Below are 12,432 nucleotides of genomic sequence, written 5' to 3' on the forward strand. Positions count from 1 at the left end.
GTTATGATGAATATTATGAATGCTGTAAAAAGTGAAGGAAAAATAATGTATGAACTCATGAGTCGGCTCTTTCCAATTTGCCGTAGTATTACAGGTGAAGGAATACGCCAAACATTGTCTATCCTACAGCAACATATTCCATTAAGTATTGTAGAGGTGCCTTCTGGAACAAAAGTATTTGATTGGGAGATTCCAAGAGAGTGGAATATTCGTGATGCCTACATAATCGATCCAGAGGGTAATAAAGTTGTTGATTTTAAAGAGCATAATTTACATGTAGTTGGATATTCAATCCCAGTAAATAGGAAAATTACATTAGAAGAGCTTCAGGAACATCTGTATTCACTGGAGAATCAGCCAGATGCAATTCCGTATGTTACATCATATTATAAAGAGAGATGGGGATTTTGTATAACACATAACCAGCGTCAAACCTTAAAAAAAGGAACTTATCATGTATTTATTGATAGCGAGCTGAAAGTGGGGTCCCTAACATACGGTGAAGTTGTTATTCCAGGTGAGTCTGAAAAAGAGGTTTTTCTATCAACCTATATATGTCACCCATCAATGGCAAATAATGAATTATCAGGCCCAGTAATGGCAACACAGCTTATTAAATGGATTTTGCAGAAACCACGAAGATATACATATCGAATTGTATTTATTCCTGAAACAATTGGCTCGATAACGTATTTAAGTAAGCATCTTCAACATTTAAAACAAAATGTGATTGCTGGTTATAATATTTCTTGTGTAGGAGATGAACGTGAATTTTCTTATCTGCCCTCAAGAAGTGGTGATACTTTGTCAGATAGAGTGGCACTAAACGTGTTAAAGTATAAGCACCCTGATTTTATACGTTATACGTTTTTAGATCGTGGTAGTGATGAACGGCAATATTGTAGTCCAGGAGTGGATCTCCCAATTGCAAGTATTATGCGTACTAAATTTGGTCAATATCCCGAATATCATACGTCGCTTGATAATTTAGAACTAGTTACGCCCGCTGGTCTACAGGGTTGCTATGATGTATATACTGATTCTCTAGAATTAATAGAAAAAAATGCTTACTATCAGGTTACTTGTTTTTGCGAGCCGCAGTTAGGAAAGCGGGGATTATATCCAACACTCAGCACAAAGGAATCAGGTAAACAAGTACGGACGATGATGAATTTTATTGCTTATGCTGATGGTAAACATGATTTAATTGAAATTGCAGATATTATAAATGTGCCTGCAACAGACTTAATTTCTATATTAGAGCAGTTAATAGACTCGAAGGTAATTATATGCCTAGAATAAAAAAGTAAAGGTGATTATATGGACAATAATTTTAATGCTAGCTTTGCCAGTGATAGTGAAAAAAGGAATAGGACCTCCTTTTATGAATTGTACAAAAATAATCCGTTGCCTGAAGATGAAATATTAAATAATCTTGGCCTATTTATCAATCGCCAAAATTTATCTAGAATACTATTAATGCATGAATTATATAAGAAAATTATTGATGTGAATGGTGTAGTAATGGAATTCGGGGTTAGATGGGGACAAAACTTATGTTTATTCGAAATATTTAGAGCGATATACGAGCCTTATAATTATACAAGAAAACCATAGGTTTTGATACTTTTGAAGGTTTTCCAAGCGTGCACAAAAAGGATGGTAAATTAAATCGAATAGGAGATTACAATGTTACACCATATTATGAAGAATATTTACAGCAATTATTAAATTATCATGAATCTGAAAGCCCAGTTGCACATATTAAAAAATCTATATTAATTAAAGGTGATGCAATAGTTACATTAAAAGAATACATAGAACAACATACTGAAACAATCATTGCATTTGCTTATTTTGATTTTGATATATATGAGCCGACTAAAAAGTGTTTAGAATTAATCAAAGATAGAGTTACAAAAGGCTCGATTATTGCTTTTGATGAATTAAATCATCCTGGATTTCCAGGTGAAACACAAGCGTTTCTTGAGGTCATAGGAGTACGCAATTGCAAATTGAGGAGATCATCTTTAACACCATATGTTTCATACATTGTGGTAGAATAAATTAAGCCTATACATCATATCATTTTTGGTGTTTTAGAAACTGATTATTAACAAACCCTAAAAATAGTGGAACAGTCTTGATTTCCAATATTATTTTATTTCATTGGGTTTAAATACGAAAACTGCATTCCACTTGAAGAGATTTTTTGTGTATTTTGAAGTAAAGTATTTTAAGGTTATAAAGAGATATATAAATTTATTTTTTATCTGAAATTAATTTTGATGATAAGAGAAACGGGTGAAGAATAATGATGAAATTGACTCAATTTTGTTGTCTTTTAAATCCAGAATTGAATTCACGTGACGTAAAAAAGTTTAGCTTTGAGATAAATACTTTAAAATCAATTAAGTTATCTATTGAACGCACTCTTCCATTTGAATATATTGCCAAGTTTATGCCCCCTTTTCTCTCTCTTTGGGATAAGGAGGGTATTTTTTCATATTCGGATTATGATACGTCGTTGGCGCAAATTTCTAGAGAAGATGGTATAGATGTGTATATTTTTTGGATGGATTGGCGCCTATATATGGAAAATATGAGTCCAGAACAATGCGCAATATGGTTTTCTGAGCGGCTTATAAAAACAAAAAGCAATTGTTCAATTTTAGTCAATAATTGGCCGAGTTTTTGGCAATTGGATGAGAAGCAATATAGTGCAAATCTATCAAAACGAGGGTGGATTTATCAGTTTAATGTGCAACTTGAGCGATTAAAGCAGGAGTTTAAGCAGCTTGAAATAATCGATTTAGATTTACTAAGTAGCCAGATTGGCATGAGTTCATATGATTCTAGAAATGACAAAGTAAGTAATTATCCTTTCTCAAATCAACTAACTTTGCAAGTTGCAAGGTATATTTCCTTAAACCTCTTGCCAGCAATGCTAGAACCAAAACTGAAAGCAATTGTTGTAGATTTGGATAATACACTTTATAGCGGTGTTTTAGGGGAAGATGGTAATGATGGAATTCATTTAACTGAGGAACATATACAATTACAGAAAGTATTAAAGAATCTTAAAGAAAATGGCATTTTACTGGCGATTAGTTCAAAAAATAATGAGATGGATGTCCTAGAGTTATTTGAAAAACGAACGGACTTTCCACTACAAAGAAATGATTTTACTTTTATAGAAGCTAATTGGAGTAGTAAGGCAGAAAATATCAAGATTATGGCTAAGAAATTTAATTTTGATGTTTCGTCAATGCTTTTTATTGATGATAATCCTGCGGAATTGATGCATGTGGTGTCAGATCTTCCTGCGATTCATTTACTATTGGCAGATGCAACTGGGAAAGAAACGGTGCATCGCTTGATTAATTACCCAAGATTGTATTCGTTGAAAAAAGATGAAATGGCTGAACAGCGTCAACAAGATATTTTAGCCAATCAAAAAAGGCAAGTACTTCAGGCAAACGCGGTGGATGGTAATGCCTATTTAAATAGCTTGCAGATGCAAATTGGTATATATGAAAATGAGAAAGGGCACATGCAGCGTATATTTGAACTTGGACAAAAAACGAATCAGTTTAATTTAGCATTGAAACGGTTGACGAAAGGTCAAATGGAGGAAAAATTTATATCCCAAGATTATAAAATTTATTCAATTACACTTTCAGATATTTTAAGTTATAGTGGAATAATTGGAGTATTTATATGTCATATCAATGGTGTAACTGCACGTTTTGAGGAAATTCTATTTAGTTGTAGGGCTCTTGGTAGAAAAGTAGAGGATGCTGCGTTGCACTCTATTTTAAAGAAATTGCAAAAAGAGCATATTCAATTTGTTCAATTTGATACTGTTAGAGGACCACGAAACAAACCTGCACTTGATTGGATTCAATCTGTAACTTTAAATTATGTTGAAAATTTAGTTGATATTAAAAATAGGCTAGAGGCAAAGCTATTAGATTATCCAGCGGAGGTTATTGAAAAGCATGAATAATAATATAAAACAAAAAATCGATGAAATATTGCAAGAAGTATTTGAAATAAAAAGTGTAGATGAATCACTTTTGAGCCGTGAAAGTAACGCAACATGGGATTCATTAAAACATTTAGAAATTATTATGGCGATTGAAGAAGAATTTGATATTCGTTTTAGTGCAATTGAAGTAACAGAAGTAATGAATGCATCTGATTTATATAAAATTGTTGAAAAGAAGCTATATATATAAGGAACTTGATAAAATGTTTAAATTTCATCATATTGGGTTAGCATGCAAAAATCTTGATAAAGAAATAAAAGCACATAAAATGTTAAACTATGTCCAAGAATCATCTATATTTGAAGACGTTAATCAAAAAATTAAAGGTGTATTTATGGTTAATGGAGAGTTTCGTATAGAGTTGTTAGAGGCTATTGATGAAGAATCACCTATCAATAATTATTTGAAAAAGGGAATTCGAATGTATCATCAATGTTTTACTACTGAAAATCTTGATGCTGCGATTAAATTTTTAACAAACGAGGGAGCTCTTTTAGTGGTTGAACCAATTGAAGCTGTGGCGTTTAATAAACGAAAAATTGCCTTTCTTTATTTACGTACACAAATGCTAATTGAATTAATTGAAGAGTAGAAAGACTAGGTGATGGGATGAATATTCGCTTCTGTCACTGCTCGAAAAATGTCTAGGTTTGTAGAATTGAAGAACATAAGTATGGCATATTATTAATGCGAATCCACTCCATGTGAATTGCTAGTAACTCCTTAGAGCTTTTCTTGCCGTAACGTAGTTGGAAACGACAAGCGTGATGGTTTGAAAAAAAAGAAAAGATTGGGCAATTAACAACTAAGCTCCTGTCTCGAGAGAGTAGAGAAGGTTCAAGGACTAGGATAAACCATCTAAGGCGAAACCTATGATGATGAAATCTATAAGTGAAACAATGGTCTTACTATGAGCTAACCCAATTAGCATTGAAGTTTGGACTAGCTTGCTGTGAAAATTTGAGGGGATAATAGATTTGTCACTATGCTACTCGAAATTTGTCGTTTTTTTCTACATGGTTATTCTTTTTAGCGAAAGGTTTAAGAAGTAATCCATTTGTATGATATTTAGTATAAGATCTAATAGATTGTGGGTGAACAATTTGGACCTTCATAAATAAATAGTTGATCAGCGGGTTCGTAAAATCGTTGATGATAATCATGAGTGGTTTGGTACGAATCTTGATGATGAGAGAAGAATATCCAAAGCATTTGTATTACTAGGGGTTTCTTCTTATTTAAAAATGGATATATCTGAAGCTGCTGAGTTGCTTACGGAAGGTGCAAATGATGCAGGAGTTGATGCACTTCATATATCGGATGCGGATAATTTCTAGTTTACTGTAACCATTTTTCAGGCGAAATATCGTCGGAAATTGACAACAGATGCTCATTTTCCAGAGAATGCATTAGTTCGATTGATCGGTAGCATTCGCTCCATTTTTGATCCGTCAAAAGAAATGACCTTAAATGAAACCTTAAAGACGAAAGTGGCAGAAATTCGTTCATTGATGTCTGAAGGCTACATACCATTTATTAAATGTGTCTGTCTAAGTAATGGATTAGCTTGGAATACTCAAGGGCAGGAACAAATCGACAATTCTGGTTTCTCTAGTGATCAAGTTGTTTTGAACATTACAAACATGACGCTATTGTGAGGGATTTACGCGCCTCGAAGCCAATTAGGGACTCAATACGATTTGCAGGCAAGGGAATTTTAAACGAGTGTTAATTGGAAAGATTAATGTAAATGAAATTGCCGAGTTAATGGACCGTCATGGGAATGGACTACTAGAGAAAAATGTAAGGCAATTTTTAGGGCTGAAAAAAGTAGAGTAAATGAAAGTATTAGAGAAACGCTATTAAGTGAAAAACAAGGGGATTTTTACTTTTTTAATAATGGTATTACAATGGTTTGTAATAAATTTAGGAAAAATGAGTTATTTGGTAGATTCTACGATGAGGCGTTTAATAATGTAAATGGTGCTCAACTTGTGATGGCAGTAAGAATTTATCGCTATTGTGATCGGTTACGAAAGCAACAAAATCTTGTACAACAATACCCGCATTTGCCATATAGCACATACTTTTTAGCGATGCTTATTGGTAAATTGATTTTAAAAGAAACGAACAAAGAGTATAGAGAATTAACGCATGTTACATTTGGTGAAGTTAAGGATTATTTCGAAAACAACAAGAAACAACTTTTTCAGCAAGGAAATGAATTACTAATAAAATCCTTAAATAGGTTATATCCGGATGGATATGAAAAAATTGAATTAAGACGATTGTCGGCAACCTTTAGACGGGAGGATTTATTGTTAGAATTAAAAAAACTTGAAATAATAGAGAACAAATAAAAAGGTTTCCAGAAACCATGCCATCTGGGTTCTGGGTGACAGGCACCGCCCTGGTAAGTCGGTTAGTTCACGGGTATGCCTGTTCTTTTTAATTTGTCGAATTATAATCTACTGTAGGACTATAGGACCAATGTAATCTTGAAAGGTGTTGATGGAATTTGAATGTGAACCATCCGGATTATGACCAATTTGGACAGATGTCATTAGGAACTGTTTGAAGAATTTCTCCTATTATTCACCCCCCGATTTATATGAACAAGTTGATTTTGAAACCCCATCACAATTATTCAGTATATTCCCTTGAACGCAGAAATATTTTCTAATTCTTTGCTGTCGGTGATGAATTATGACTAATGGAACTCATCGATTTTCGGGTGAAAATCAAGAAATAAATGATCTTGCAGAATGTTTTAATTTAAATATGAAATCTGTAATAAAGTATAAAATTGAAACCATAAGGTGAATTGGAATAATTAAAAATGTTCCTCTTTGTGTATAAAATTTCTTGCCAAGTACCAAGGCATACGCCAAACCATTTATATAAAGCTTTTTACTTGTTATTAACATTGCGATCAAACTCCCCACTAAATTTTACGATTAAAGAGGGTTTGAAGATTCATTGTAAACTTAATAAAACTTCTTACATGCCGATAAAAAGGAAAAGGATGGAAATCAGATTGAGTTAATAACCTAGGTAAGGGTGTATCTTTATGCGTATTAATCATAATCCAATCGCATTGACGGCATACTATAACTATATGAAACATCAAAGCTTGCAACAACGTGCATTGGAGCGGTTATCTTCTGGGTTAAGAATTAACCGTGCTGCAGATGATGCGGCTGGATTGGCAATTTCAGAAAAAATGAGAGCGCAAATTCGGGGGTTGAATCAAGCAGCACGGAATGCACAAGATGGTATTTCGCTTATTCAAACTGCTGAAGGCGCTTTGGGGGAGACCGATGCGATTTTGCAGCGGGTTAGGGAACTGACAGTGCAAGCTGCAAATGACACAAATACAGCTTCTGATCGTGAAGCCATTCAAAATGAAATTAATCAACTACTGGATGGAATTCAACATATTAGTGAAACAACTGAATTTAATACGCGACCTTTATTGAAAAATAAAGAAAGTGATCGAAAATCGAAGTTTTCATTGCAAATCGGAGCGAATGCTGGTCAAACTATGTTGATCGAAATTAACGATATGGGTTTAGATTCATTGGGGTTAAGTAAGGACCCGAACAGTGAAAATTACATAGATGTTTCTACACATGAAAAAGCAACATCGGCATTGGAACGTCTAGACGGTGCAATTAAAAAGGTTTCATCAGAACGTTCTAAACTCGGCGCCTATCAAAACCGCTTGGATTTTACAATCTCCAATCTAATGAATACGGAAGAAAACTTACAAGCCGCAGAGTCACGTATTCGTGATGCGGATATGGCCAAAGAGATCATGGAATATACGAAAAGATCTATACTTTCTCAAGTCGCACTAGCAATGATTGCACAAGCGAACCAGCAATCACAAATGATTTTAAAATTATTAACATAGCAAGCTCCCTGTCTTCTTCACCCAACCCTTTCGTGAGGAGTTGGGTCCTTTATTTTCAGTGCAAAATAAAAAACACCGGTATTTGTTTAACCGCATGTTTTCAATAATAGTTAATAAATTATATTTTTATATCCAAAAACTGACTGAAAGGTGATGGCTGTTGGATTTCACGTAGTGTCTTTGTAGGGTCGTTTTTTGCTTCCCGCACCATTTGGTTCAACGCTTGTTCATTTGCCTCTCTGTTGCTTTTTACAATATCCGCAATAATTCCGTTAACAGGAAGCCCCCCAATATTAAAGCTCATATTGTGCTCCTTTCTTTTGCGCATGACAAAAAAGTAGTTTAGTACCTAATTTGAATATTACCAAAAATTCCTTTACTTGAATATATTAAAAATTCGACTAATTAATATCAAAAAGACAACTTTTTAACAGCAGTTGTAACGAGAAAAATTCCTTTCTCAAATACTTGAAAGATAGTAGGGGTGAACCGATATAAACTATAAGAATATGAACTTCCTTTGAAGGGAGAATTTAAAATGGAAATTAGCAATGTGTCAACCCATAGTTTTCCTTCGCAAATTAAAAGTCAAACTATAGAAAAGGCATCTCCCGAAATTAATAAGGAAAACATTGAAGTTAAAGCAAAACATCAGGAGCAACCAAAAGAGATAACTGATAGTGTCAGCAAAGATAAACTAGAAGAGATTGTGAAAAGTATGAATCAATTTTTAATGCCTACTAATACTACATTAAAGTTTACAATGCATGAGGAATTGAAAGAGTACTACGTACAAATTGTCGACGAAAAAACAAAAGAAGTCATTCGTGAAATTCCATCTAAGAAAATGTTAGATATGTATGCGGCCATGAAGGACTTCTTAGGACTTGTTGTCGATCGAAAAATTTAAGGTGGTGTGCATTAAATGAATATGCGAATTGGTGGTCTTGCCAGTGGCATGGATATTGATTCAATTGTAAAAAACTTAATGAAGGCAGAACGAATGCCGCTTGATAAGCTGAAACAGAAGAAGCAAACATTAGAATGGCAGCGGGATGATTATCGCTCAATGAATACATCGCTTCTAGATTTCCGTACGGAATTAACGCAAATGAAACTGACAACGAAATATCGGGCACGGTCGGTGACTTCATCCAATGAAGCGCTGGCAACGGCTACGGCTTCAAGTGCGGCTTCGAGGGGGTCTTATACGATTTCAAATGTAACTCAACTAGCTACTGCTGCCTATCGGGTGAGTGGTAAAGTTACTGGGGATAGTGGACCCAAAATAGACGCTAGTAAATCACTTGATTCACAAACAACTAATTTTGCATCTAATATATCTTGGAAACAAGGTTCTGTCGAAAGCAAAACTTTAACTGGCAATGGAGGAACATCGGGTTTAAATCTCGACTTGGAAAAAAGCGGGGTAAAGATCCTGACTGATAGTATTTCATCGATGTCTGTAAAAGTCAACGGGGTTGCATATGAAGTAGTGGCGGAATTGGATACAGACCCCAAAGTCAGTAAAAATCAGGTGAAGATTGATGAGACGGGGAATTTAGAATTTGGTACCACAATTAAAGAAGGAGCTATTGTAAAAGTTGATTATGTCACAGATAAAAAGGTAGAAGAAACTACATTAGATGCTGATGCTACAACTTTTCAACTTTCGAAGACTAATATTAATATCAAGTCGGATGTAAATAATGATGGTGTAGTTGATGAAAATGATATACAGTTCAAACTGGAAATTGGCGGTATAAGCTATTCGGTTGATACAAATGGAAATATTATTAATAGTGAAAACGATAATGAAGTTTTGGGAACATTTGATAATGAAAAAGGTACTATCCATTTTAATAATAAACAGACAAGTGGAACAACAATAAAGGTTACGTATACTCAAAACTACACAGATTTCTCCGTTACATCCCAAACGTCAAAAGGGGAAGTAAAAGAGAATTTCTTGATTCAGTCTTCTGAAACTTTGAATCAGGTCATTAATAGAGTAAATGCATCTAATGCTGGTGTGTCCATGTTATATGATTCTGCATCAGATAAAATTTCACTAATGAGAAAAGAGACAGGTAACTTTGGTGGAACGTCAGAAGATGATATGACTGTCTCAGGGAGCTTGGGTAGTTCATTATTATTAAATGATGATGACATTACTAATAATGGTGCAAAGAAACAGAAAGGAACAAACGCCGAATTTACAATCAACGGTCTTACAACGAGCCGCTCGTCCAACACCTTCGACATGAACGGTGTCACCATTACCCTTAAAAAGGAAGGACCTGGGGAAACAGCCACTTTGGCTATTAACAATGACAGCAACACCGTCTTCGACAATATTAAGGCATTTGTTGATAAATATAATGAGCTAATTGATAAGATAAATAAGAAAGTTTCAGAAGAAAGATATCGAAGTTATACGCCGTTAACAGATGATCAGCGTGAACAGTTGAGTGATAAACAGCAGGAGCAATGGGAAGAAAAAGCAAAAAGCGGTTTGTTGCGTCGAGACTCGATTTTAACAGGTGCCTTATCTTCTATGCGACAAGACTTTTATTCACCAGTTTCAAATAACCAAACAGACCCGCTATATAGGCAACTAGCTTCTATCGGAATTACTACCACTGCCAACTATTTAGAGGGTGGTAAGCTTGAGATTAATGAAGCAAAATTGAAGGAAGCGATTAATAATAATCCTGAAGCTGTGGAGGCGTTATTTAGAAGCGGAGGGGATTCTTCCGTAGAAAGCGAGAAAGGAATCATCCACCGACTTTATGAATCTGTGAATGGAACGATGGATAAATTGAAGGCAAGAGCTGGTAACGCTTTTTCTACTAATGAGCAATTTACGATAGGAAAAAGCTTAAAAAGTGTTGATGATCAAATTGATCATTTTGAGGACCGCCTGAAACAAATCGAAGACCGTTACTGGCGTCAATTCACAGCAATGGAAAAAGCGATTCAACGTGCGAATTCTCAGTCGTCGTACCTGATGCAGCAATTTAGCGGAGGCAATTAATTTTTACTAGGAGTGAATGATGATATGTCAGTAAATCCATATCAAACGTACCAAAACAACGCAGTGAATACAGCATCCCCTGGGGACTTAACGTTAATGCTTTATAATGGCTGCTTAAAGTTTATCAAACAAGCTAAAATAGCGATTGAAAATAAAGATGTAGAGACAAAACATATGAATCTAGTAAAGGCACAAAATATTATTACTGAATTAATGGTTACATTGAACACGGACTATGAAGTAGGAAAAAATATGATGCAAATGTATGATTACATGAAGCGTCGTTTAATTGAGGCCAATACAAAAAGTGATATTGCAATTCTAAATGAAGTAGAAGGCTATGTTGTTGAGTTCCGCGATACGTGGAAGGAAGTTATCCGTATTAGCCGTCAGCAAAAATATGCAGTTGGTGGACAAGTATAGTGAGTGTAATACAAGAGCTGTACCAGATAACAGAAGCACTTTACCGTGAGGTTCAAAAGCAAGAATCAAAGGATAATCGTGAAGAGCAAATCGAACGAATTAATAAACTCCTTGAAGATCGCCAAAACCTTTTGGATATGCGGCTTCAACCTCCTTTTAACGAGGAAGAAAATAAACTAGGACAGCAAATGGTCCAACTTAATCAGGTCATTGACAGCCAACTTCAAAAAATTTTTTCTGACATCAAAATGGATATTAAAGAGTTAAAAGTTAAAAGAGCAAAATCGACATTGTATTCGAATCCATATGAATCTCTTTCAATGGACGGGATGTTTTTTGATAAAAGAAATTAAAGATAAAAAAACGGGGACAAGTTTTAGTCCCCGTTTTCCGTTTAATCCTTATCAAACACTAACAACTTACTAAAAATAGTTTCAAGGTCAATTTTTATACAGGAGAGTAGTTCTGACCGGACAACATCCTTGTATCCGTATGTGTTGGCTAGGGTGTATTTTTTATCAGTAAGAACAAATTGGTCAACGTATAAATGAATGGGGTCGACAATCCAATATTCTTTTACACCCAATCGCTCGTATACTCTTTTTTTGCGGATTTTGTCATTGTAGCTTGTACTAGGTGAGAGTATTTCAATGATGATGTCAGGGGCTCCAATAATCTTTTTTTCTGTCACGATATGAAGGTTTTCATTCGTAATATAAACGACATCAGGCTGGAATTTGTTTTCCTCATCGAACTTGACGTCGATTGGTGCGGTAAGCACAAGACCTTCAGGAGCACAAAGATCTTCGAAACATTTCCAAAAATAAGTGACTAGTTGTTGGTGTCTAATCATCGGTGCTGCTTGCATTTCATAGCGGATTCCTTCTATTAATTCATACCGTTCCTCTTGGTAATCATATGGATGCAGTTCTTCCGTAACTTTCATTTTTTTACTCGACATTGCACTCATATCCTTCTTAGGTTTTTGTAATTAGTATACAATA

At 34.7% G+C, this 12,432-nt stretch carries 15 protein-coding genes; 13 read left to right on the top strand and 2 right to left on the bottom strand.

The window, feature by feature from the left end:
• Positions 1-6: 6 nt before the first annotated feature.
• The 9 genes from P9E47_RS00545 (at position 7) to P9E47_RS00585 (ending at position 7,968) form a co-directional block, all read left to right on the top strand.
• Positions 7-1,302, top strand: coding sequence for a DUF4910 domain-containing protein (locus P9E47_RS00545; RefSeq protein WP_326162239.1), 1,296 nt, complete (start codon positions 7-9; stop codon positions 1,300-1,302).
• 18 nt (positions 1,303-1,320) lie between these two features.
• On the top strand, positions 1,321-1,617 hold the full coding sequence (locus P9E47_RS00550; RefSeq protein ID WP_326162240.1) for a hypothetical protein: 297 nt from the start codon (positions 1,321-1,323) through the stop codon (positions 1,615-1,617).
• A gap of 29 nt (positions 1,618-1,646) precedes the next feature.
• A complete protein-coding gene (locus P9E47_RS00555) occupies positions 1,647-2,066 on the top strand; it encodes a hypothetical protein (RefSeq protein WP_326162241.1) in 420 nt (139 codons plus the stop codon).
• A 248-nt stretch (positions 2,067-2,314) separates the two neighbouring features.
• The gene (locus tag P9E47_RS00560) at positions 2,315-4,009 is read left to right on the top strand and encodes an HAD-IIIC family phosphatase (protein ID WP_326162242.1); all 1,695 of its coding nucleotides are present in this window, start codon (positions 2,315-2,317) and stop codon (positions 4,007-4,009) included.
• Positions 3,993-4,241 (top strand): acyl carrier protein, encoded by a 249-nt coding sequence (locus P9E47_RS00565; RefSeq protein WP_157382087.1) that lies wholly within the window; start codon positions 3,993-3,995, stop codon positions 4,239-4,241. Before P9E47_RS00560 ends, P9E47_RS00565 begins: the two co-directional genes overlap by 17 nt.
• A gap of 13 nt (positions 4,242-4,254) precedes the next feature.
• On the top strand, positions 4,255-4,644 hold the full coding sequence (locus P9E47_RS00570) for a VOC family protein (RefSeq protein ID WP_003330717.1): 390 nt from the start codon (positions 4,255-4,257) through the stop codon (positions 4,642-4,644).
• A gap of 784 nt (positions 4,645-5,428) precedes the next feature.
• Positions 5,429-5,710, top strand: a complete 282-nt coding sequence (locus tag P9E47_RS00575) for a hypothetical protein (RefSeq protein ID WP_003330718.1) — start codon at positions 5,429-5,431, stop codon at positions 5,708-5,710.
• A gap of 189 nt (positions 5,711-5,899) precedes the next feature.
• On the top strand, positions 5,900-6,412 hold the full coding sequence (locus P9E47_RS00580; RefSeq protein ID WP_326162353.1) for an AIPR family protein: 513 nt from the start codon (positions 5,900-5,902) through the stop codon (positions 6,410-6,412).
• A 710-nt stretch (positions 6,413-7,122) separates the two neighbouring features.
• Positions 7,123-7,968: a flagellin N-terminal helical domain-containing protein gene (locus tag P9E47_RS00585; RefSeq protein WP_326162243.1), complete on the top strand. Its 846-nt coding sequence runs from the start codon at positions 7,123-7,125 to the stop codon at positions 7,966-7,968.
• 118 nt (positions 7,969-8,086) lie between these two features.
• Here the strand turns inward: P9E47_RS00585 and P9E47_RS00590 are convergent, their stop codons facing one another.
• Positions 8,087-8,272 carry a hypothetical protein gene (locus tag P9E47_RS00590; RefSeq protein ID WP_003330723.1) on the bottom strand — a complete coding sequence of 62 codons (186 nt, stop codon included), beginning with the start codon at positions 8,270-8,272 and terminating at the stop codon, positions 8,087-8,089.
• A gap of 234 nt (positions 8,273-8,506) precedes the next feature.
• Here P9E47_RS00590 and flaG point away from each other — a divergent pair, with 234 nt between their 5' ends.
• Genes flaG through P9E47_RS00610 form a run of 4 tightly spaced genes read left to right on the top strand, consistent with a single transcriptional unit; the run spans position 8,507 to position 11,781 of the window.
• Positions 8,507-8,878, top strand: coding sequence for a flagellar protein FlaG (flaG, locus tag P9E47_RS00595; protein ID WP_003330724.1), 372 nt, complete (start codon positions 8,507-8,509; stop codon positions 8,876-8,878).
• Positions 8,879-8,893: 15 nt separating this feature from the next.
• Positions 8,894-11,005 (top strand): flagellar filament capping protein FliD, encoded by a 2,112-nt coding sequence (gene fliD / locus P9E47_RS00600; protein WP_003330725.1) that lies wholly within the window; start codon positions 8,894-8,896, stop codon positions 11,003-11,005.
• 24 nt (positions 11,006-11,029) lie between these two features.
• The gene (gene fliS / locus P9E47_RS00605) at positions 11,030-11,428 is read left to right on the top strand and encodes a flagellar export chaperone FliS (protein ID WP_035192696.1); all 399 of its coding nucleotides are present in this window, start codon (positions 11,030-11,032) and stop codon (positions 11,426-11,428) included.
• Positions 11,428-11,781 (top strand): flagellar protein FliT, encoded by a 354-nt coding sequence (locus P9E47_RS00610; RefSeq protein ID WP_326162244.1) that lies wholly within the window; start codon positions 11,428-11,430, stop codon positions 11,779-11,781. Before fliS ends, P9E47_RS00610 begins: the two co-directional genes overlap by 1 nt.
• A 41-nt stretch (positions 11,782-11,822) precedes the next feature.
• On the opposite strand, the gene P9E47_RS00615 is transcribed toward P9E47_RS00610, so the two are convergent.
• On the bottom strand, positions 11,823-12,389 hold the full coding sequence (locus tag P9E47_RS00615) for a Uma2 family endonuclease (RefSeq protein ID WP_326162245.1): 567 nt from the start codon (positions 12,387-12,389) through the stop codon (positions 11,823-11,825).
• Positions 12,390-12,432 lie beyond the last annotated feature (43 nt).

Source organism: Schinkia azotoformans, from assembly GCF_035811335.1.
Lineage (GTDB): Bacteria > Bacillota > Bacilli > Bacillales > Bacillaceae_J > Schinkia > Schinkia azotoformans.

What these genes read in the sequence shown, in the direction of transcription:
- P9E47_RS00545 (WP_326162239.1), top strand. Translation starts at nt 7, where the DNA reads ATGAATATTATGAATGCTGTAAAAAGTGAAGGAAAAATAATGTATGAA.
- P9E47_RS00550 (WP_326162240.1), top strand. Translation starts at nt 1,321, where the DNA reads ATGGACAATAATTTTAATGCTAGCTTTGCCAGTGATAGTGAAAAAAGG.
- P9E47_RS00560 (WP_326162242.1), top strand. Translation starts at nt 2,315, where the DNA reads ATGATGAAATTGACTCAATTTTGTTGTCTTTTAAATCCAGAATTGAAT.
- P9E47_RS00570 (WP_003330717.1), top strand. Translation starts at nt 4,255, where the DNA reads ATGTTTAAATTTCATCATATTGGGTTAGCATGCAAAAATCTTGATAAA.
- P9E47_RS00585 (WP_326162243.1), top strand. Translation starts at nt 7,123, where the DNA reads ATGCGTATTAATCATAATCCAATCGCATTGACGGCATACTATAACTAT.
- P9E47_RS00590 (WP_003330723.1), bottom strand. Translation starts at nt 8,272, where the DNA reads ATGAGCTTTAATATTGGGGGGCTTCCTGTTAACGGAATTATTGCGGAT.
- flaG (WP_003330724.1), top strand. Translation starts at nt 8,507, where the DNA reads ATGGAAATTAGCAATGTGTCAACCCATAGTTTTCCTTCGCAAATTAAA.
- fliD (WP_003330725.1), top strand. Translation starts at nt 8,894, where the DNA reads ATGAATATGCGAATTGGTGGTCTTGCCAGTGGCATGGATATTGATTCA.
- fliS (WP_035192696.1), top strand. Translation starts at nt 11,030, where the DNA reads ATGTCAGTAAATCCATATCAAACGTACCAAAACAACGCAGTGAATACA.
- P9E47_RS00615 (WP_326162245.1), bottom strand. Translation starts at nt 12,389, where the DNA reads ATGTCGAGTAAAAAAATGAAAGTTACGGAAGAACTGCATCCATATGAT.